Origin of the sequence: Ureibacillus sp. FSL K6-0786 (assembly GCF_037965165.1) — a bacterium.
GTDB lineage: Bacteria > Bacillota > Bacilli > Bacillales_A > Planococcaceae > Ureibacillus > Ureibacillus thermosphaericus.
On record NZ_CP150191.1, the window covers coordinates 759,460 to 781,719 of the forward strand.

17 protein-coding genes and 1 pseudogene are annotated in these 22,260 nt (G+C 36.0%); 3 read left to right on the plus strand and 15 right to left on the minus strand.

From position 1 onward, the window contains the following. Nucleotides 1–39: 39 nt before the first annotated feature. From NSQ18_RS03775 to NSQ18_RS03785, 3 genes are all read right to left on the minus strand, one after another. Nucleotides 40–1,206 carry a PDZ domain-containing protein gene (locus NSQ18_RS03775; RefSeq protein WP_339289015.1) on the minus strand — a complete coding sequence of 389 codons (1,167 nt, stop codon included), beginning with the start codon at nucleotides 1,204–1,206 and terminating at the stop codon, nucleotides 40–42. A 244-nt stretch (nucleotides 1,207–1,450) separates the two neighbouring features. Further along, complete coding sequence (locus tag NSQ18_RS03780) at nucleotides 1,451–2,890, minus strand: S41 family peptidase (protein WP_339289016.1); 1,440 nt, start codon at nucleotides 2,888–2,890, stop codon at nucleotides 1,451–1,453. Nucleotides 2,891–2,959: 69 nt separating this feature from the next. Next, the gene (locus tag NSQ18_RS03785) at nucleotides 2,960–3,541 is read right to left on the minus strand and encodes a redoxin domain-containing protein (protein ID WP_016839256.1); all 582 of its coding nucleotides are present in this window, start codon (nucleotides 3,539–3,541) and stop codon (nucleotides 2,960–2,962) included. A gap of 425 nt (nucleotides 3,542–3,966) precedes the next feature. On the opposite strand from NSQ18_RS03785, the gene NSQ18_RS03790 reads away from it, so the two are divergent. After that, nucleotides 3,967–5,538, plus strand: coding sequence for an IS1182 family transposase (locus tag NSQ18_RS03790; protein WP_016839668.1), 1,572 nt, complete (start codon nucleotides 3,967–3,969; stop codon nucleotides 5,536–5,538). 108 nt (nucleotides 5,539–5,646) lie between these two features. Here NSQ18_RS03790 and NSQ18_RS03795 read toward each other — a convergent pair whose 3' ends face one another. From NSQ18_RS03795 to NSQ18_RS03840, 10 genes are all read right to left on the minus strand, one after another. Continuing rightward, nucleotides 5,647–6,876: a peptidoglycan DD-metalloendopeptidase family protein gene (locus tag NSQ18_RS03795; RefSeq protein ID WP_016839255.1), complete on the minus strand. Its 1,230-nt coding sequence runs from the start codon at nucleotides 6,874–6,876 to the stop codon at nucleotides 5,647–5,649. A 20-nt stretch (nucleotides 6,877–6,896) separates the two neighbouring features. Then, on the minus strand, nucleotides 6,897–7,796 hold the full coding sequence (gene ftsX / locus NSQ18_RS03800) for a permease-like cell division protein FtsX (protein ID WP_026019136.1): 900 nt from the start codon (nucleotides 7,794–7,796) through the stop codon (nucleotides 6,897–6,899). Next, the gene (gene ftsE / locus NSQ18_RS03805; RefSeq protein ID WP_016839253.1) at nucleotides 7,786–8,472 is read right to left on the minus strand and encodes a cell division ATP-binding protein FtsE; all 687 of its coding nucleotides are present in this window, start codon (nucleotides 8,470–8,472) and stop codon (nucleotides 7,786–7,788) included. The genes ftsX and ftsE overlap by 11 nt, the downstream gene beginning before the upstream one ends. A 632-nt stretch (nucleotides 8,473–9,104) precedes the next feature. Then, a complete protein-coding gene (locus tag NSQ18_RS03810) occupies nucleotides 9,105–9,557 on the minus strand; it encodes a GNAT family N-acetyltransferase (RefSeq protein ID WP_339289020.1) in 453 nt (150 codons plus the stop codon). A 219-nt stretch (nucleotides 9,558–9,776) separates the two neighbouring features. Next, the gene (locus NSQ18_RS03815) at nucleotides 9,777–11,006 is read right to left on the minus strand and encodes a DUF4097 family beta strand repeat-containing protein (RefSeq protein ID WP_339289022.1); all 1,230 of its coding nucleotides are present in this window, start codon (nucleotides 11,004–11,006) and stop codon (nucleotides 9,777–9,779) included. A gap of 276 nt (nucleotides 11,007–11,282) precedes the next feature. Beyond that, nucleotides 11,283–11,435, minus strand: a complete 153-nt coding sequence (locus tag NSQ18_RS03820; protein ID WP_339289024.1) for a hypothetical protein — start codon at nucleotides 11,433–11,435, stop codon at nucleotides 11,283–11,285. A gap of 3 nt (nucleotides 11,436–11,438) precedes the next feature. Then, nucleotides 11,439–11,990 (minus strand): ECF transporter S component, encoded by a 552-nt coding sequence (locus NSQ18_RS03825; protein ID WP_339289026.1) that lies wholly within the window; start codon nucleotides 11,988–11,990, stop codon nucleotides 11,439–11,441. A 276-nt stretch (nucleotides 11,991–12,266) separates the two neighbouring features. Then, nucleotides 12,267–15,134, minus strand: coding sequence for an excinuclease ABC subunit UvrA (gene uvrA, locus NSQ18_RS03830; RefSeq protein ID WP_339289027.1), 2,868 nt, complete (start codon nucleotides 15,132–15,134; stop codon nucleotides 12,267–12,269). A gap of 135 nt (nucleotides 15,135–15,269) precedes the next feature. Then, nucleotides 15,270–17,252 carry an excinuclease ABC subunit UvrB gene (uvrB, locus tag NSQ18_RS03835; RefSeq protein ID WP_339289029.1) on the minus strand — a complete coding sequence of 661 codons (1,983 nt, stop codon included), beginning with the start codon at nucleotides 17,250–17,252 and terminating at the stop codon, nucleotides 15,270–15,272. A gap of 261 nt (nucleotides 17,253–17,513) precedes the next feature. Beyond that, nucleotides 17,514–17,750 carry an IDEAL domain-containing protein gene (locus NSQ18_RS03840; protein ID WP_096550488.1) on the minus strand — a complete coding sequence of 79 codons (237 nt, stop codon included), beginning with the start codon at nucleotides 17,748–17,750 and terminating at the stop codon, nucleotides 17,514–17,516. 356 nt (nucleotides 17,751–18,106) lie between these two features. Between NSQ18_RS03840 and NSQ18_RS03845 the strand changes: the two genes are divergently transcribed. Then, nucleotides 18,107–18,643 carry a competence protein ComK gene (locus tag NSQ18_RS03845; protein WP_016839246.1) on the plus strand — a complete coding sequence of 179 codons (537 nt, stop codon included), beginning with the start codon at nucleotides 18,107–18,109 and terminating at the stop codon, nucleotides 18,641–18,643. Here NSQ18_RS03845 and NSQ18_RS03850 read toward each other — a convergent pair. Continuing rightward, nucleotides 18,633–19,010 (minus strand): hypothetical protein, encoded by a 378-nt coding sequence (locus NSQ18_RS03850; protein WP_016839245.1) that lies wholly within the window; start codon nucleotides 19,008–19,010, stop codon nucleotides 18,633–18,635. The genes NSQ18_RS03845 and NSQ18_RS03850 overlap by 11 nt on opposite strands. A gap of 524 nt (nucleotides 19,011–19,534) precedes the next feature. Between NSQ18_RS03850 and NSQ18_RS03855 the strand changes: the two are divergent. Further along, a pseudogene (locus NSQ18_RS03855) lies at nucleotides 19,535–20,891 on the plus strand (transposase). Nucleotides 20,892–21,007: 116 nt separating this feature from the next. On the opposite strand, the gene NSQ18_RS03860 reads toward NSQ18_RS03855, so the two are convergent. Beyond that, nucleotides 21,008–22,252 carry a DUF438 domain-containing protein gene (locus NSQ18_RS03860; protein WP_339289032.1) on the minus strand — a complete coding sequence of 415 codons (1,245 nt, stop codon included), beginning with the start codon at nucleotides 22,250–22,252 and terminating at the stop codon, nucleotides 21,008–21,010. Nucleotides 22,253–22,260 lie beyond the last annotated feature (8 nt).

Consider the following 22,260-nt stretch of genomic DNA (forward strand, 5'->3'; position numbering starts at 1 on the left):
CCTAATTCTCTATAAAGAAGAATTAAGCCATTTCGTATGTTACTCTACTACTAACAATCCAATGCGATAATGATCTTTACTATGGACAACATGCTGTGTTAAGCGCAATTCATTTTGATGATTTAACACTTCCAATTTACAATGAGCCGCATTGATTTGAAGGGCTTTATACAATTCCAATTCATTGTGCACTTCCATACCGTTTACTTTGCGAATAACCTCTCCTGCTTGAAGCCCCATTTTTTCTGCCGGTGAGTTCGGTAAAACAGCAGCAATCATCACACCATTTGGACGCGCAGAAACGGCATAGACATCACGACGCTCTCGAACTTTATAAATATAGGAGATTATTAAACGAAGGAATGCGCCGACTAATACAGTCACAACTGCAACAATAGGATAAAAATATCCTACAAGTCCTCCGATTAGCACCAATTCCCCTAAAATGAAAATCGCCCTTGATAATTTAGGATATACATTTAACGGCAATGAACGTCTCGTCTTTTGCTGGAATCCGATGATAGCAGGGAACAAAATCAATGTAAATTGTTGATGGTTTAGTGAAAATTGTGGCCACCACGGAAAATAAGCATCAATTGCTTGTCCAGGAATTACGAAAAAAATCGGCAACAACCAAATTTTTTTCGTGAAGAAAGCAACGCCATGTAATCCCCTTTTTGACTTTTCGATAATCGGGGATGCATAATACAATCCATATTTCTTCATTAAGCGACTTTCCGCCATTAACAATAACCCTGCAACCAATGCGCATGTTACCGCAGTTCCTTCAAGTACGTTTACCCCTTGAATTGTCAACCCTAATAATTGAAAGGACCAATTTTGAATATTCATCAAGATTATGGCAGCCATACTCAAGGCAAACAGAATGATTGGTGAAAGTAAATGAAACTGATAAAGAACAAGTCCTAAGATACTGAAAGCTGTAACAAAGAATAATAGTTCAACTGATTGAGTCAATCCGAAAAGGAGGGTAATGACGGAAATAATGAGCGCTAACCATACCCCTTCTTTTATGAGGCCTGCAAATTCCGACCAACCCCATAAAATTCGGATATTGAAATGTTTTCTCTCTCTTTTAACTCGTACATATCCTAAAAAAATCGACATAAAAATTGCAATATACAATAGAGGATTTAAAAACATTCTGCCGATTGCACTGAACAATTCTATTAATATCTCTATCACTCATCCCACCGCCGTTTCCTACTACTACTATTGTTCATTTTATCAAAGGAATGAAAATTTGCGTAGCATCAATATACCCGTCTTCCAACATAAAATAAAATCATGTACCACACATCATTTCTGATAATTTAAAAAATTCACAAATAGTTTATCATTTTTAAGATAAATATGGTAATATTTATGGAAATCTTTGATACAAAAAGCTGCCTAGAAATGTATTCTAGACAGCCTCACCTTCAAAACGTTAAATATCCCCTTTGATTTTATGAAGCATTACACTTAAGCCCATTTTCAACTGTACATCATGTTCCATATCTTCTTTATATAAAGCGACTTGATCTCGAATGCTTGCAAAAAACTCGTCATCCATATGCCTTCCGCTCTTCAAATCATGTTTTTGTCGATAGGAGGCCACTGCTTCTGCTGTTTGTTCATCATAAAATCCGTCAGTCCTCACCATGTTATAACCTAATCCATTTAATACCTTTTGTACGTAGGCTATCTCTTCACTATAGTCTCCTTCAGCAAATTCGCCTCGCAGCGGTGTAATTTCCATTGCAAACAGCGGATGTTGTTCCACTTCGATATCTGACTCGATTCCTTTTCCATGAATCCAATCTCGATTAGGAGTAAGCCATTTGTTCGTTGATAATTTTAATTCTCCACCATTTTCCAAATCATAAGTTTCTTGAACCGTTCCTTTTCCAAAACTTTTTAAACCTACGATAATTGCACGATTCCAACTTTTCAGCGCTCCTACCATCACTTCACTTGCCGATGCACTTCCTTCATTTTGGAGAACAACTAAAGGAATCACTTTCATTTTCTTCAAATAGTCCTCATCAGCGTCAAGTTTTGTTGTTTTAATTGCTTCAAGCTTTCCTTCTGCATTTTGCATATAAGCAAAAACTTCTCCATCTTTCCCGATGCTACTTACGACGCCAGCGACGCTATGTAAATAACCTCCAGGATTATCGCGCAAATCAACTATCAACCCTTTTACATCATCCGATATTAATCTCGCAGTTGCTTCGATCCATTCTTCTACGGTCTCTTCTCCAAACATTGATATGGAAATGTATCCAATTTTTGTATCATCAACCGGAATCACTTTCCATGAAACCGTTTGATTATCAATTTCTGCCCGCTCAACAGTTACTTTAATGTGCCTGTCTGTGCTTGGACGATATAAAACAAGGGTTACTTTTTCTCCAGCTTTCCCTTGAATTAATTGCAACAACTCTCCAAGGGTTTTGCCCTCTAAACGCACACCATCCACTTCTACAATTTCATCATAAGGACGGATGCCAGCTTTTTCAGCAGGAGATGATTTAACAGGAGATACAACGATAAATCTTCCATCTTTTTCTGTAATTTCAATACCTATACCAACCCGTTGTCCTGCTAAAGACTGACGATGAATGGCTGCTTCTTTTTCGGTATAGTACGTGCTGTACGGATCCTTAATTGCTTCCGTCATTCCTCTTAACGCGCCTTCAATCAAATCCTCATCTTTTGTGTCAAAAACTGATTTTTCTTTTATGAGTGAAAAAGCTTGGTCAATTACAGGGATATTGCTTCCTTTTACTGCTGTTTCGGATTTCATATCACTTTTCCAATACACAATGATGGCAGCTAACAAACAAACAATTGCCAAAATGAAAAAAAATCGACTCTTTCGCACTCACTTTCCTCCTCTCGTTCAATCTATGTAAGAACGAGTAGTAATAACACATGCAAAAGAGCGATTTTTTTACTCTAAATTTGTAATATAATCTCTTAACGTGTCTAGGTCTAACGGTCCTAAAATCTGTTTTTCAATTTCGCCTTTTGTATTAATCATGAATGTGGAAGGAATTGTGTATATTTTATATGTTAAATTTAATCCTTCTTCTTCCATTAGGAGAATTGGAAATGTTAAATCATAGCTTTTCACGAAGTTTTCAACATTGGTTAAATTATCGTTAAAAGTAAGATTCACTGCAACAATTTCCACATTATCTTTCTTTGCATATTTCTTATAATATTCTTGGAAATAAGGCATTTCGTCTTTACAAGGTGGACACCAAGATGCCCAAAAATTTAATATCACTTTTTTTCCTTTTAAATCAGAAAGAGTCATTGTATTCCCATCTAAAGTTTTTAAAGTAAAATCCGGTGCAGGCTTTCCTAACCCAACACTTTGGGGGCTGTCGGATTTCACTTCATACCCTGGAATATTATCATCAAGGGTATTTTTATTTATATCCAATTTTTTATTGATAAACGTAGTAACTGCAATAACTACTAATGCTATTATGAGCAATGCACTTATCACTTTCTTCTTGTTGTTCATTCAATCCCTCCAAAATACTTCAAATGAACCCCATCCACTTATAGAATAACATAAATTTAGCAGAGTACATCTGGAGAATCTATGTCAAGATGATGAAAACCATAACTGAATAGCTATAAAAATAAATGGAGCTTGGGACAAAACCCTAGCTAATAAAAAATCGTCACTTATGATTTTTCATGAAGTGACGATTTTTTATGGAAAACGTTGTTCTCCGTTCCGGCCGACGCTTTCCGCGGGCACGGCTCAAGCCTCCTCGGTACTCGTACCTCGCACCTGCGGGGTCTTGAGGCTCGTGCTGTTCCCGCAGGAGTCGCGGCCTCCACGTCGAACAACTTAACTTTCTTAAATTTATATAAACAAAAAAAGAGGCTCTTTTGATAAAATTAAGTCACCACAACAAAATCTTAGAAAGGAGCCTCTTTATGTTTAAATATTATAACATGAATCAATTAGTTTTACCTATAGATTTAGAAGTTATATTACAAGAAAATGATATTGCCTACCATATTCATCATTTAGTCGAAAGCATTCCAGACGAAGCTTTCGCTCCGTTTTATAAAGAAACTGGTTGTCCATCCTATCATCCCCGAATGATGTTAAAAATTATCTTGTGTGGTTATACGCAATCTGTCTTTTCAGGTCGTCGTATTGAAGATTTAACAAAAGATAGCATTCGGATGATGTGGCTAGCTCAAGGATATGAACCAAGCTATCGTACCATTAATCGTTTTCGTGTACATCCCCAAATGCAAGAATTAATCCGTCAATGTTTTGTACAATTCCGTTGTCAACTTATTGAAGAAAAATTAATAGATGAAAAAGCCGTTTTTATTGATGGTACTAAGATTGAAGCGAACGCAAATAAATTTACATTTGTATGGAAAAAGTCGATCGAAAAGCATCATGCCAATTTAATTAAAAAATCAAATGAAGTCTATGACCGTTTACTTGAAGAACAAGTCTTACCAGCAATTGAACGTGAAAATGAAGAAGAGCTTTCAGTAGAAGAACTAAAAGAAGTAGCATCATCTCTTGAAAAAGTAGTCGATGACTATTCTACAAAAATTGAAGCTTCTGAAGATCCGGTGGAACGAAAACGACTACGTAGTGAAAGGAAAACACCAAAACAGATATTAAAGCAAGTGAATGATTGGATTGCACGCAAAGAAAAGTATCAAAATGATTTGGAGATTCTACAAAACCGTAACAGCTATTCTAAAACGGATCACGATGCGACATTTATGCGAATGAAAGATGACTATATGAAAAATGGACAATTAAAAGCAGGCTACAATATCCAAATCGCAACAGAAAATCAATTTACACTTGCTTATGATGTATTTCCAAATCCAACAGATACGAAAACATTGACACCTTTCTTGGATACGATTGAAGAACGGTATTTTGATTTACCAGAATATATAGTTGCGGATGCTGGATATGGTAGTGAACCGAATTATGATGACATTATGATAAAACGAGAACGAACACCTTTGATTAAATATGGGATGTATGAAAAAGAGCAGAAGAAAAAATACAAGGATGACCCATTTAAACCAAGCAATTGGATATATGATGAAGTAAATGATACCTATATATGTCCGAATCAAAAAACTCTTTCATTTAAATTTGTTTCGACACGTAAGGATTCTTCTGGATTTGTTCGTCAATTTAAAGTGTACGAGTGTGAAGATTGTACAGGTTGTCCAATCCGTCATTTATGTACGAAAGCAAAAGAAAGTACGAATCGAAGATTGCGTATAAATTTGAAATGGGAACAACAAAAAGCATATGTACAACAAAAGCTTTCAGAGCCTGAAACTGCCGAAATCTATCATCAACGTAAAATTGATGTAGAACCAGTTTTTGGATTTCTGAAGGCTATTTTGGGATTCACACGATTTTCCGTTCGAGGAAAATTCAAAGTAAAAATTGAAATGGGAATTGCCCTAATGGCCACAAATTTAAGAAAATATGCACTACGAGGGGTGTAAAACCCTCATGAATTGGATGAAATTGTAAAAGGGTGAGCTGTTTCAAACAACTCACCCCTTATTTTTGAGGTTGAAAAATACTTATGTCCCAACCTCTTTATACTTTCATTATAGTGAAATATAGCGAAGTGGGTTTTGGACGCCGGCAGTTTGTCCTCTCCAAGTACCGATATGAACTTCAAAATGCAAGTGAGGACCTGTGGAACGACCAGTGGAGCCCATTTCAGCAATTTGTTGCCCTTGTTTCACGACATCCCCAACACTTACATTAAAGGATCTTAGATGAGCATATAGTGTTGTATAGATTTCACCGTTAATATTGTGAGTAATCATCACAACATTTCCGTAAGTACTCAGTGATGAAGCATATGTCACAACTCCGTCAGCAGATGCTACAATTGGCGTTCCTGCACTATTTGCTAAGTCAATTCCATAGTGGAACTCAGGACCATAACCAAGATTTCGCCAACCATAACCACTTGTTAAAACACCGTTAGTCGGTTTCATAAATCCGCTATCTGAAACTGGTAAATTACCTGCAGATTGAGCTTTACTTAATTGTTGTCTTTGGATTTCTGCTATTTGTTCTTGCAGTTCTTTACTGATTTCGAGATACTCGGAATATTGTTTTTCTAATAATTTTTTCTCGTTTAATAGTTTTTGTTGTTCTTGTTCGAGTTCATCAATCAATCTATTTTTTTCTTGTTTTTGAGAAGTTAAAGATGCTTTTAAATTTTCTAGTTTTGATTGTTGTTCTTCAAGTTTACGTTTCGTATTTTCAAGAACTAATTTTTGTTCTTCTAGTTTCTGTTGGTCATTTTTTTGATCACGAATAATTTGTCGATCCGCTTCAATTAATGTATTGACCGCTGAAAAACGATCAATAAAATCAACGAAGCTGTTTGAACCTAACAAAACATCTAAGAAAGTGACAGAACCATTTGCTTGAAGAGCACGTGCCCGTTCTTCCAACAATGCATTTCGCTCATCAATCTTTTTCTGAAGCTCTTCAATTTCTTCTTCTAAAGCTTCAATTTTTTCATTTGCTTGTCCAATCTCTTTTTCTACTTGTTTAATTTCTTCATTTGTTTTCGAAATTTGATTCACAAGCTGATCAATTTGAGCTAACAATTGTTCTTGTTTGGATTGATTTGATTTAATTTCATTGGATTTTTGATGAATTTGTGCATTCAATTGCTTTTTCTGTTGCTCTACTTGACTTTGTTTATTTTTTAAATCCGACAAATTCGCTGCATATGTAACTGGTATCTGTATGAATAATAGTACAGCTACTAGAGCAGCAAATAATTTGAAGTGGTGTTTTACATAGTTCCCCATCAAATGGTTCCTCCTTCAGCTTAATAGACTTTCAGGAATTTTCGTACAGACATGAAGCTACCCCAAACTCCTATAAAGATACCAAGCGCTAAAATTATTAAATTCACTTGATAGATTAGAGGAGTTACTTCTAATAGTTGTAACATTTTGCCATGAATTTTTGGGCTCAATTTGTGGTAAAGGTTATAGTAAACGACAGATACGACAATCATTGGAATTATTGATCCAAATAAACCAAGCCACAATCCTTCAAATAAAAATGGAGTTCGTACAAAAGAGCTTGTTGCACCTACAAGTTTCATAATTTCTATCTCATCACGACGAGCAATGATCGTAATGCGAATTGTATTGTAGATTAAGAAAATCGCCGTAAATAAAAGACCTAAAATTAATACGAGGCCAATATTGCGACCAGTATTTAGGAAATTAAATAAATTTTCAACTTTTTCTTCTCCGTAAATGACATCATATGTATGGTCAAACTTTTCGATTTTCTTCGCAAGACTCGCTGTTTGTTCCGGCTCTTTTGCCTTTACATATAATACGTTTCTTAATGGATTGCTTTGTTCATATAAGCTAAAATCTTCACCATAGTTTTCTATTAAAATCTGTAATTCATCTTCTTTTGAAGAGTATTTTACTTCTGCAACATCCGGTAAACTTTGCACTTGGCGAATCAACTTATCTTCTGCAATCTTCATTTCTTCAGGATCGTTAATAATATCAATCAAAACGCGAATTTCTACATCATTCTCAATATTGTCTGCAAAATTATTTAAGTTCATCATCACCAATGCAAAAATACCAACTAACAAAAGGGTTACAGTAACTGCACTGATGGAAGCGATCGACATCCAACCGTTACGGCTCAAACTTTTCAAACTTTCTCGAAAATGACGTTGGAGGGTTCTATATTTCATAACCATATTCACCTCCGAAAACGTCTCTTACAATCATACCACCTTCAATTGCAATCACTCGCTTGCGAATTTGATTGACAATTTCTCGGTTGTGAGTTGCCATGACAACGGTCGTTCCCATCGTATTAATTTCTTCGAAGATCCTCATAATCTCCCAAGAGTTTTCCGGGTCAAGGTTTCCTGTAGGCTCGTCCGCAATCACAACTTTTGGCATATTCACAATGGATCGAGCAATCGAAACTCGTTGCTGTTCTCCCCCGGATAATTCGCTTGGAAACATGCGAACTTTATGTTTTAGCCCTACCAGTTCCAACACTTCCATAACCCGTTTACGAATCACTTTTGGATGTTCTTCAATTACTTCCATTGCAAAGGCAACGTTTTCGTAAACAGTTAATTTTGGAAGCAATTTAAAGTCTTGGAACACAATACCAAGCTGCCTTCTAAAGTGAGGAACTTCCTTTCGTTTTAATTTTGATGTATTGACGCCATTTATGATGACTTCTCCAGAAGTAGGTACTTCTTCACGATACATAAGTTTAATGAATGTCGATTTCCCAGCCCCTGAGGGACCGACAACATAAACAAATTCACCTTGCTTTATATCTACAGAAATACCGTTTACAGCTACTACACCATTCGGGTATTTTTTGTAAACTTCTTTCATATGTATCATTAATTTTCACCTAAGTTCTATCTATAGTAAATTCACCAATTAATATTATATCACTTTATAGAACGCATAATTTTACATTTTCGTTTCATTCCTCAACAAAACTCACCAATTTCCTAATAAACTAGCAAAAAAAAGCAAGCACCAAAAAATTTAATTCAATAATCAATAAAAAAAATCCTTCTATTTTCAAAAAAATATTAATAATTTATCGAATAGATTTCATATGTTCGATCTTTTTCGAGAAATTTTTTTAGAAGAAATTGTTTCACTACTTTTAAAAAAAATATTTGCTTACTCTTAAAATTTTATAAATGAGCAATTCTTTTTTTTACATTCCATTTTGTGTTTTCCTCCCATATAAGCTATAGGTAGACTAAATAAAAAAGGGCTAAGAACCCTTGAAACTTTAGGATTCTTAGCTATTGTAGTTATTAAAATCACGAGAAATATTGTATATCAAGGTTTGAACCATGTTTACTTAGGTTTTTATATTAATAATGAAAATGAATATTTGATTTCAGGACAAGTTTGGGCTGACTTTTGGGTTAAAATACTGATGAGCATGTATATGGTAATAGGTGAGTTGAACACCTTCAGTATGAATTTATAATTTTAAAATGCGTTATCCCCACTTAATTAGAGATATAAATAAGCGAATAATAACCATCTTCATCCGGTATCGAATTTTCAAATGAATATCCGACCGATTCAAAACATTTTAAGCAAGCAATGTTATCTGTCTCAATGTTTGCAATCCATTTTTTAATAGATTGAGTTGATGGTAAAGACATTACTTTTTTTACTAAGGCTTTACCATATCCTTTGCCACGCAAAATCGGGTTAATTACAAGCGCTATATAACCAACATAATTTGATTCTTGCTCTACCATGACGATTCCAATAGGTTGTTTATTTTCATCTAGTGCCGTCCACACTTGGTAATCTTCTTTACTTGCGACATAATTATACCACTCGGATAGCGGTTGCATGCCTTCCAAACGACGTTGAACTTCTGCATCTTCAAACCATCCTTTAATCGTTACAATATCACTCTCTCTAAAAACTTTCAGCTCTGTTATACTCAATTTATTTCTACTCTCCTATCATTTATATTTTTGAGCTCGTAACCTATATATTTCAGCATATTGTCCCCCATTACTTATCAATTTCTCATGGGTACCAGTCTATTTTTTTCACTTCAAAATCGAAGGATTTCTTTTGTTTCCTATTTGAACTTACTTTTATTAAATCCATAAACATTCTGTTAGGGCTTATGATAAAAAAGGCCAGGAACCCTGAAAATATCAGGATTCCCCGCCTATCGTTGTATATCGAATGATGATGCTTCCTGTGCGGGATTCACCAGTCATTTTTAATACAGGAGCATTTTCGATAATCTTATCAAAATGCACTGTCTTCGTAAGGAATTGATCTTCTACTATACGTGTCATCACATCAGATAGACCAAGATCTACTTTCCCTACATTTGTTGCTGCAGATCCGTTAATGGAAACCGTTTTTGGAACATATAGCTCCACTGCCCCTGCAACGGTTTGTGCCTTCACTTTTCGAGCATTTTTATCATTTGTTGTCACAATAACTGCTCCGTTCACTGATTCCGCTTCTACTTCTCGAAGCTCTCCATCTACATAAATGCGGCCATTCACTGTTTGAACTTCTAAATCTTCACCTTTTACGCGAACAATTTCAATGGCACCATTTCCGGATTGCACATCGGCATTTTCAAATTGTCCATCCATATATTTTATTGAGCCATTATAAGTTCGTATTTTCACAAGTTTAGCATTTAACTCATTGATGGAAACGCCGCCATTCAGTAGTTTCATTAACACAATATCGTATTCTTTCTCAGGAATCATGATCCGTATATTTACTTGCGTTAATTTAGATGAGCATTTTAACTCTAGTTTCCCATCTTCAAATTTTACAAACTCCCGTTCAAATGCAGCAATTGTTTTCTCTTCATCATTTTCAACCATAAATGTTTTGACTTTCGCAACGACTTTCAATTCATTTGATTCAGATCTTAAAGCTTCCACTTTCCCATTTGGAATTTCAATTTGAATTCCTCTCACTTCATTGCCATTAAAGGAATATTGCTTTTCAAAATCAATTTTTGTATTGTTCAATGGGAAATCTAAGTCAAAATCTTTCAGTTTTTTTAACGTTGTCCCAAATACGCCCATTAAACGACTTGAAAACTCGGTCAAATCTTCTTTGATTTCGTTCATGAACTCATCCATCTTTTTATTAAATTCTTTGTTGTTAAAGTTTTTCCCAAAAATATCTTCAAATCCAGTTGTTTTTTGGGAATGATCAGTAGTAGATTGCTGTTGAGATTGGTGACTTTGTTCTTCATTGGAAAGTGGTAATGAAACTGCGCTGGATTGAGATTGAGTCTGTGTTGCTGAATCTTGTTTTTTATTTAACGCTTCAAGTAAAGTGATGGCTTCTTCCGCAGAGATGGCACCTTCTTCAACTAATTTAATAATCCGCTTACGTTCATTATCCATAATTACTGCCTCCCTCTATGTTCTATACCATTTATACGTTAGAATTCCCAAAAAAGTTTCTTTTTTCATCAAGTTTTGTTTGGAATGCATGACGATATGATGAACAATTTTGAGAGGCATTATTCTATGAAATTTGAAATTTTCTAGTGAAGTTTTGTCTGCGGGTTTTCCGCTTACTTCAATAGAAATATTATTGAATTCGAATCATGAAATTGCCCCTTCAGGAAAACTATTTGTAGCTTCTGCCTTTGAGATATTGCTAAATCTCATAAGTTATTAGCTACTTTGGTTAAAAAATTGGCCACTTTCCCAAAGATATTGGCCTACCAGAAAAAATGCTACTTTTGCTTTTGCTATATTGGCCATTTCTTGAAAGTTATTAGCCACTTTAGATTCTATTTTGGCCAATGTCATAACAATATCGGCCATTCATCATCTAGTAATTGAAGCAAAATAAGGAATTTTTTTCAGTACCATGCAAACTGGAATTGCAATGATTATGCCGATTCCATTTTGTACAAGATCGCCTGGAATAGAAGCTAGCGGCATAATGAAACTTGAAAACATAATCGCTTCACCGATGTAATATCCCCCCACCATCACAGGAATGGATACAATCGTTGCAATGATATTTTTAGCAAGGCTATCTCCACGGCTTCCATTTGACCAAGCAATTTTTCCAACAATATACCCTTGTAAAGCTCTAGATATAATTGTGATTGGAGCCCAAACAAGCCATCCGCCAACGAGATCAAATAGCCCCATGCCGACAGCACCCGCAATTGCACCTTTTTTTGGACCAAATAAGATAGAAGCAATAAATAGCATTGCAGTTCCTAAATGTACTAGACCTCCATTTGATGCAATGGGCAACTTAATATTCAAAAATATCGTTGATATGAAAACTAATGCAACCAACATTGCTTGAATGGCTAAATCGGTCGTTTTTCCACGTTGTTTTGAAAGAGTATTTGTCTTCTGCATTTTTTCAACCCCTCTGATGTAATAAAATTTATCATTACATTAGCAGAAGATTGGCACCTATAAAAGTGTCAATTATTATAAAAACTACAAGGTCAGTTTGATTTGTAAGTATTTTTATGCAAGCGTCGTTTTTGGTTTTGATTATTAAATTCAAAGAAAAATGCACTTGCTTAATAAGACGTTTGCCAACGTTGCATTCACATTTACCAAACGAAAAAAATAGCAACTCAAACGTTATCATCGTTTGAGCTGCTTATTCATATCTAGCTTATTTGCTTACTGATCCGCAATTTGCGCCAATAATTGTTCCATTCTTTTACGATCTCTCTCTAAAATAGGCTTTAAATATTGAGCCGTATAGGAATTTTCATGGGCTGCAACCTCCTCAGGTGTACCAGTTGCTACGACTGTGCCCCCTTTATCTCCGCCTTCTGGACCTAAATCGATAATATAGTCTACCGTTTTTATTACATCTAAATTATGCTCAATCACAAGAACCGTATCCCCATTATCAACAAGGCGCTGCAACACTGTTAAAAGCCTTGCAATATCATCTGCATGAAGCCCTGTTGTTGGCTCATCTAAAATGTAGAAGGATTTACCTGTCGAACGACGATGCAATTCAGAAGCTAACTTTACCCTCTGTGCTTCTCCTCCTGACATCGTTGTCGCAGGTTGTCCTAATTTCATATAACCTAGCCCAACATCTACAAGTGTTTGCAACTTTCGATGGATTTTTGGAATATTTTCGAAAAATACTGTTGCTTCTTCAATAGTCATATCTAAAACTTCTGCAATGTTTTTGCCTTTGTATCTTACTTCCAATGTTTCGCGATTATATCGTTTTCCATGGCACACTTCACATGGAACATACACATCTGGTAAAAAGTGCATTTCTATTTTAATAATTCCGTCACCGGAACAAGCTTCACAACGGCCTCCTTTAATGTTGAAGCTAAAACGGCCTTTTTTATAGCCCCGCACTTTCGCCTCATTAGTCGCTGCAAAGACATCACGAATATCATCAAATACGCCTGTATATGTTGCTGGATTGGAGCGAGGTGTACGGCCGATTGGCGACTGATCGATATCAATTACTTTGTCTAAATGTTCGAGTCCCGTAATTTCTTTATGTTTCCCTGGTTTTGTTCTTGCACGGTTTAAATCCTGTGCAAGTTTTTTATATAAAATTTCATTGACTAATGTAGACTTTCCAGAGCCTGAGACTCCTGTTACCGCTACAAACATGCCTAATGGAATGTCTACCTTAATATTTTTTAAGTTGTTTTCAGCGGCGCCTTTAATCGTTATTTTTCGACCATCTGGCTTTCTTCGTTCACGAGGAAGAGGGATGAATTTTTTACCGCTTAAATATTGTCCAGTAATGGATTTTTCATTTTTCATCACTTCTTCAGGTGTTCCCGCTGCCACAATTTCTCCACCGCGAGAACCAGCACCAGGGCCGACATCAATTAAATAATCTGCAGCAAGCATTGTATCTTCATCGTGTTCTACAACAAGCAACGTATTACCAATATCGCGCATTGTTCTTAACGTATTAATTAATTTGTCATTATCCCGCTGATGCAAACCAATGGACGGTTCATCCAGCACATATAAGACACCCGTTAACCGAGAACCGATTTGTGTCGCCAAACGAATGCGTTGCGCTTCACCGCCGGATAATGTTCCTGCTGTGCGGCTTAATGTTAAATATTCCAAGCCGACATTTAGTAAAAATTCTAGACGTTCTTTAATTTCTTTTAAAATTAAGCGGGCAATTTGCATATCTTTTTCTGAAAATTGGATGTTAAGAAAATAATTATAGAGTTCCGCTACAGATAAATTTGTCACTTCCGCAATATTTTTTCCGTCAATCCTTACAGCAAGGCTTTCTTTTTTTAGTCGTTGCCCTTTACATGATGAACATCGCTGCTCATTCATGAATTTCTCCATCGTTTCACGCACCCAATCCGATGAAGAATCTCGATAGCGACGTTCAATATTGTGAACGACTCCTTCAAAGACAATTTCTTTGTTGTGGACGCTGCCATATTCACTTTCATAATGGAAGTGGATTTTTTCATCTTTTGAACCGTATAAAATAATATCCATTTGTTCATCCGACAGTTGGGATACCGGCACATCCATTGGAATGTTGAAATGTTTACATACCGCTTTCAACAATTGTGGATAATATTGGGAACTTGATGATTCCCAAGCAGCTATAGCATTTTCTTCTAATGTTTTATTCCAATCGGGAATCAATAAATCGATATCTACTTTTAATTTGGAGCCGAGCCCATCACACTCTGGACATGCCCCAAAAGGACTGTTGAATGAAAACATGCGAGGCTCTAATTCTCCAATGGAAAAGCCACATATCGGACAAGCATGATGTTCGCTAAATAATAGTTCCTCATGTTCCATTACATCGACAATCACACGACCATCTGCAAGTTTTAAGGCTGTTTCGAGAGAATCGCTTAATCGTACTTCAATGCCTTCTTTTACAACAATTCGGTCAACGACAACTTCAATATTATGCTTTTTATTTTTATCTAGCTCGATATGATCGTCTAAATCGCGCAATTCTCCATCGATTCGAACACGGACAAATCCTTGCTTTTTCAAATCCTCAATGAGTTTGGCATGAGTCCCTTTTTTCCCGGAAATCACCGGAGCAAGTAACTGCACTCTAGTTCGCTCCGGATATTCCATAATACGGTCAACCATTTGTTCAATCGTTTGCGATGTAATTTCAATATCATGAGTTGGACAAACAGGCTTCCCAATCCGAGCAAACAATAATCGCAAATAGTCATAGATTTCCGTAACCGTCCCTACAGTTGAACGAGGGTTACGGCTTGTTGTTTTTTGGTCAATGGAAATTGCCGGTGATAAACCTTCAATGGAATCAACATCTGGCTTGTCCATTTGCCCTAAAAATTGACGGGCATAGCTGGATAATGATTCTACATATCGTCGTTGCCCTTCTGCATAAATCGTATCAAAAGCAAGCGATGATTTACCGGAACCTGAAAGCCCTGTCAAGACAACAAGTTGATCCCGCGGTATCGTTACATCAATATTTTTTAAGTTATGTGAACGTGCCCCTCGCACGACAATTTGTTTATTTTCCACACTCGTCACCTTTCTAAATTCAAATGTATATTGTGCAGCACCTTTTTCACTTAAAGTAGTGAGACTTAAAGCAGTACGGGAAATTCATCTTTCCACTGGCAATCCCAAATTTGTGAAGCTTTTGGCGGTGGTCTGTCACCTTTCTGCTTTTAATTCAAAAATTGTATCTCGCAATTCAGCTGCGCGTTCAAAATCCAATGCTTTCGCAGCCTCTTTCATTTCTTGTTCAAGGGCTGCAATCAGTTTATCCAATTCGGATTTCGTTAATTTCTTACCTTTCGTTACTTTTGTAATATATTTTTCTTCTACTTCTGCTGTCTGTGTTGCACGAATAAGTTCAGGAATTTCTTTTCGAATCGTTTTTGGTGTTATACCGTGATCTTTATTATAAGCTTCTTGAATGGAGCGACGACGTTTTGTTTCTTCAATTGCTTTTCTCATCGAATCTGTTATCGTATCCGCGTACATAATAACATGTCCGTTTGCATTACGTGCTGCTCGTCCTATCGTTTGGATTAAAGATGTTTCCGAACGCAAGAATCCTTCTTTATCGGCATCGAGTATGGCGATTAACGAAACTTCTGGAATATCCAGCCCTTCTCGCAATAAGTTAATGCCCACAAGCACATCAAAGGTACCTTTTCTCAGTTCACGAATGATTTCAATTCGCTCGAGAGTTTTAATTTCAGAGTGAAGATACTCGACTTTAATTCCCATCTCTTTTAAATAATCCGTTAAATCTTCTGCCATTTTTTTCGTTAATGTGGTTACAAGTACTCGCTCATTCTTCTTCGCGCGTTTTTGAATTTCATCCACTAAATCATCAATTTGTCCTTCAATTGGACGAACGTCAATTGTTGGATCAAGAAGCCCAGTTGGTCGAATAATTTGTTCCACCATTTCGGAACAATGCTCTTTCTCGTATGGGCCAGGAGTTGCGGATACATAAATGGCTTGATGAATATGATTTTCAAACTCTTCAAATTTCAACGGACGGTTATCTAATGCTGAAGGCAGACGAAAACCATAATCTACTAATACTTGTTTCCGTGCTTGGTCACCATTATACATTCCCCGAATTTGTGGTAATGTAACGTGACTTTCATCGATTACGATTAAAAAATCATCAGGGAAGTAGTCAAGCAGCGTATACGGGGTTGCCCCTGGCTCACGCAATGTTAAGTGACGGGAATAGTTTTCAATTCCCGAGCAGAAGCCCATCTCACGCATCATTTCCAAGTCATACTTTGTTCGTTGTTCTAAACGTTGTGCTTCTAACAGTTTTCCTTCCGCTCTAAATTTCTCAAGTTGTTCTTCTAGTTCTCTCTCGATGTTTTCAATGGCCTTTTTCATTTTTTCTTCCCGAGTTACGAAGTGGGAAGCAGGATAAATCGCTACGTGGTTTCGTTCTCCTATAATTTCTCCTGTTAATGCATCGACCTCTCGGATACGATCTACTTCATCACCGAAAAATTCGATGCGAATGCAATGCTCATCTCGGGAGGCTGGGAAAATTTCCACAACATCTCCACGTACTCGAAACGTTCCCCGTTGAAAATTCACATCATTTCTTTCATATTGAACATCTACTAGTCGACGGAGCAGCTGGTTACGCTCAATTTCCATTCCTTTACGAATTGATACGACCAACTCGCGATATTCATCTGGATTACCTAAGCCATAGATGCAAGAAACCGATGCGACGATGATGACATCTCTTCTTTCGAACAATGCGCTCGTTGCAGAGTGTCGGAGTTTATCGATTTCGTCGTTGATGCTGGCATCCTTTTCGATGTATGTATCCGATTGAGGCACATACGCTTCCGGTTGATAATAGTCGTAGTAACTAACAAAATACTCTACAGCATTATTCGGAAAAAATTGTTTGAATTCGCTATATAATTGACCGGCTAGTGTTTTATTATGAGCAATGACCAACGTCGGTTTATTAACTTCTTTAATGACATTCGAAATCGTAAAAGTCTTTCCAGTTCCTGTAGCCCCGAGCAACGTTTGATGCTTTTTCCCTTCTCTGATGCCTTGGACAAGCTTTTCAATCGCTTGTGGCTGATCCCCGCTCGGCTTATAAGAAGAATGTAGTTCAAAAGTATCGGCCATAGTCAATCGTCCTTTCCCAATAGATCGTATGATTATTTTAGCATATCCAATTGTAAATATCATTTATTTTACGAACGTATATTCTGAAATTGAATACACCTAGATAACATTTTTTGGATGTAATGGTGAATCTCACAACGACTATTTTTCTCACAAAAGCACAGGTATTTTCAAAAAAATTGTATTGGAAATGCAAAAAAGTCGCCTTTTGCACAGCTTGTATACTTGTGCAATAGACGACTTCTCTTTTATGGGAAATGCTTAATTCAATGACTCCTGTAATTCAATTAATTCTTGCGTATACTTATGAAATGCTTCTTCATTTCTTTCATCCAATGCTTGATCGATGAATTCCCTTAATTGCTCAATACGATGTAATCTTTGTAATCTGTTTAAAAACAAATCTACGTAAATCTCATTTAACAATTTTTCAGAATCGTTTACTACTGGATTTGAACCTGCTGCACTAAAATCTGCGTATGAATTATTTTTATCCATCGACATCACCCCGATTCCTTTTTTCTATTATAAAAAATCAGGGGTTAATTTTCAATATATTTAGAAAAATAAAACTCTCACAGTATAATATTAGGAAGTTCTACCTTATTTTCCATTTCATTTAGGTGTGAAAATTACTTATGTGTACAATTTTTTATCTATGCCCTTTTGAATATTGCCTCCATCCAACGTTAGAAAAGGGGTAAAAATTAAATTTTGGACGCCAAAAAACGCCCAAAAATAAATTTTGTCAGTTTTTTCTGTATATTCCAAATTTTTGTTGATTTTATTCCGTTTTCTCATTATTATGATAATAAGACTATGAAATTTCCAATTTTTTAGAAAGGGTGAATTTTATGGTAGATACAGAGGTAATTGATTGGTACTACATAACTCCTAACACGTATTTAATTGAACCTGTAGAGCATAAGGGAAAACATTGCTCGCTTGTCTATGACAAATTCGGCATTTTTTACGTTGACAAAAAACCTTTGAAGCTTGTGGGTGATACTTTAAAAAAATTAGGTACTACTTACAAAGCATCAACAGACTTTTCAAAAAGGTTTTTTGGTAAGGAGAAGCACAAACTTCCAATCGTTTTGTCTTATGATCAACCTTACGCCTTTTTCCCGCTCTTATCACCCTATTCTTCTAAAAATATTTGGATAGCTCAGCACGCGATTATCAACATACAAAAATGTGAAGATAGTACAATCATAACTTTAAAAAATGATTATGAAATTACTTTACCAATACACTATCCTTCTTTTTGCACTCAATACGTATGCGCAACAATGCTTCTGAAATTCGCTTTGAAACAAAGGGAAGCCATTCATAAGGAATTAGGCCTTCTACAGATTGCTAAAGAAAAAGAAAATGCAATTATTGAATAGCTGAATGTGCTTGTGATGCCTTATTTAAGTACAAATTTAGCAATTCTTCAACCCGATTTCTCAACCGAATATTCGAATATCGTCTAACCTCTAAAATTTGTTTGTAATGAAAATGATATTCAGTAAATAATTCATCTCTTTCACCTTGGACAACTTTTAAATAATGGCTTTTTAAATATGCTTTTACATCTTGTAAATCTCTTTGTGCCAATTTTTTTGCTTCTTCAATTAAGTGGACGTAAGGGCGCTTTAGCTTAAATTGTCCATGCTCTATTAACTCGTAATCTTTTTCTAAAACGATGAGCAGCATCGGTAAATAGATTGCTGATTCCAAATACGGGACAGCTTCAATGGGAATATGCGCCACAAAAACTCCTCCCTACTAAATTTAATGATATCATCAAGAAGGGAACGTGTGTTCTTTTAATATTATAATACATCTTCGTAAGAAAAATGCAATGACTTATAAAAAAATTTGTCTCAGCTATTGACAAAATCGGTGAAATTAGTTAGAAAATATAGTAAATAAAGAAATTGTATCCAGTTCATTCAAGCTTATAAATTATTTAAAGGCTTGAATCAGGATATGATTTCTAATGAGTGCACTTCATTATATAAAGGAGTAATTACAAAACCCTTTTCATTTCCGATTGGCAACGATGCAACCAATCGGATTTTTTTTATCTATAACAATCCTTGAGGAATAAAAACATCGTCAAAGTTTCTCTCACCAAAAGACTTATACCCGAAAAAAATACACAATTGAGTTAATTTCATAATTCTCACCCCTTGATTTTCAAGGGATTCAAGACAATAAAAAATGGGTACCTCCCCAAATTTCGTTATAATGGTAGGTAACCAAACAAACCATCCGAAAGAGGTGAGTACCCTATGACTATCGTAAAACAAATTTCTCTTTTTGACATCCATCAATTATTAGAAATGGAAAGTTCCCATCGTTATGATGCCATTTTTAGTGCTATCGACATTCAGCCTATATTTCAATTGTTTTCTAAAAAGACATTGAAAGGTGCACCACGTGAATTGAATTATGGTGCAATGATTCAATCGCTGATTATACTTATTGTCGAACGTATTCCAACTATCAAGGATTTAGTCAAACGTTTGGTCCATGATCCTTTATTTCGTTTCGACTGTGGATTCCTTGTGTCTGATGTCGTACCATCTGAAAGCTCTTATTCACGCATGATTCAAGTCATTAGTGAATCAGATGTGCTAGATAAAACGAACGATACACTCATCAAAACAGCGATTGTTGGAAGGCTTTCTAAATGATGAACATGTCGCCATCGATGCGAGCCACTTTGAAGCTCGTGATGCTTTCACACCATCAGAAAAGAAAGCACCTAAAACTCCTAAAAAACGTGGTCGTAAAACTAAAGCTGAACGAGCTGTTTGGTTAGCCGAACTAGTAGAGAAAAAAGGAAATCAATCAACCTATGAAAAAGAACTGAAAGAACAGCTGGATATCCCATTAGAAACCCTTTGGAAGGATGTACCGATTGAGCCAAAATGGGGTGTGAAAAAGAATAGTAAAGGAAAAAATACATTCTGGTTTGGTTATAAAGCCCATTTAGCTGTTTCGACGAAAAGTCAATATATCATCACTCGTTTGATGTCCTCAGGTAATTTAAGTGATTGTAAAGCTGCGATTCCATTATTGAAAAAACTTCATCACTTAGGAAACGGTCAATTTACAATAGCTATATTTGATGCTGGTTATGATGTTGAACCTATTTACCGTCAAGCCGTATCACAGTCCATGCGAGTCGTGATGCCTTACAACGTTCGCCGAGAAGGAGAATATATAAGATTCGATGAACATTTTCGTCCAACCTGTGTGCGTGAACATAGTTACCAATATGACAGCTTTGACGCTAAGTACAATACATTAAAATTCACACGTCCAAAGGAATGTGCAACTTGCCCATTACGAGAAGACACCCTTTGCCAAAAAGTTTTCAAAATCAAATGTGATATAGATATCCGTAAATTTACCTATCCAGCACGTGGGACAGAACGATGGAAACAGCTTTATCAAGAACGTACAGCAGTCGAACGCGTTAACGCTTATTTAAAGGAATACTTTCAATTAAACAATGTCCGTCATCGTACAGGAAAGAAAGCAAAAATGCATTTCAATCTGGTGACGTTAATTTATAATACCTGCAAACTAGCAGTTGATCGAATCAATGCTTTATTACAGCAACAAAACCAAGTTGCATAATTAAAAAAAAAAAACAAAGTTTTTAGTATAGGGGTACTCTATACTTCAGAAATACTATGATTTATGAAATTGATTCATCTATATAACATTTTTATTATTTTAACAAGTTACGACTACTAGGATAGTATTCGCTTCTGTCCTTCCAATGCACGTATGCCTGAAACGTTTTGGGTAAATTCTAGAGTTCCCATGTATTTTCCGTCTTTATCTCGAACAGCAAAATAGCGAATATAAACGAATTTATCTTTGACAGGAATCCAAAAATCTTCCACGTCTTTTTTGCCTGATTTGAATTCAGCTAAAAGTTGTTCAACGACATGCACACTTTGTGGTGGATGGCAGTTTTGCACTGTGCGTCCGATTACTGCTTTCGTTCTTGCAAAGATTCGTTCCTTCCCGTGAGAGAAATAACGAACGACATCATTTTCATCAATAAACGTTATATCAACTGGTAAATGGTTTAATATAGTTTCTATTTGTTTCACAGATAAAATACCAGTTTCAAAGCGAACATATCCATCTTCCGGTTGAATGTCTTCTTTTTCTTTCTCAATTGGTAGCGGGTGGCGAACAGGTTTCCACTCCGTCGTTGGCGCCGTCAAGCAATAGCCAATTTCATCACTTTCTCTAGCAATTTTCAACCATTCATCTTCCGTTAATTTTTGCAATGCCATTGGGAATAGAATGTTTTCTTCTTTGAAAATCATTTCCGATACTTCTTTTATGACAAATTGAAGATCTTTTAATACTTCTTCTTTTTGGCCTTCATAGTTGGTTAATTTGCGTTTCGCTTCTTTAATCGCCATACGTATGCAATCATCTACTCCCCACATCACTTTTGTCGGACCAAAAATTCCGTATTTCTCAAGGTATGGGAATAGTAAATTTTCTTTTCGAGAATAATGTTTGTCCACATCCCATAAAAGATTTAAGTCTTCAATTAATTTGAATCGATTTTCATCAGAATCTTCTTTATCAAAGCGTTCAACGTGAAGCTGCAATTTAAAATTCACAAGTAAATCCAGTTCTTTATTTTCCATTTTCCAAGTGTGGATGGGGTGACCTGGTTGATCTTCCGGCTTATCGGAACGATGAATTTCTTCAATGGAACCTTTAAAAATTGCTGTATGTACGGAACAAAGACGCTGAACTTCTTCAACCGGAATCCCTTCTTCCATAAGAGACTGCTCCAATTGTGAGATTTCAGCAACAGTTACATCTCCAACCGCCTCTTCAAATTTCGCTTTGACTTCGTCGACTGGTTTACCAGCGTGAAGTTCTTTAATGATTTCTTTCAGCATTTCTTGACGTTCGCTTTTGTGATGAATCCCTTGCTCACGGTTATTGATTAGTTCACTCATTTGTATCC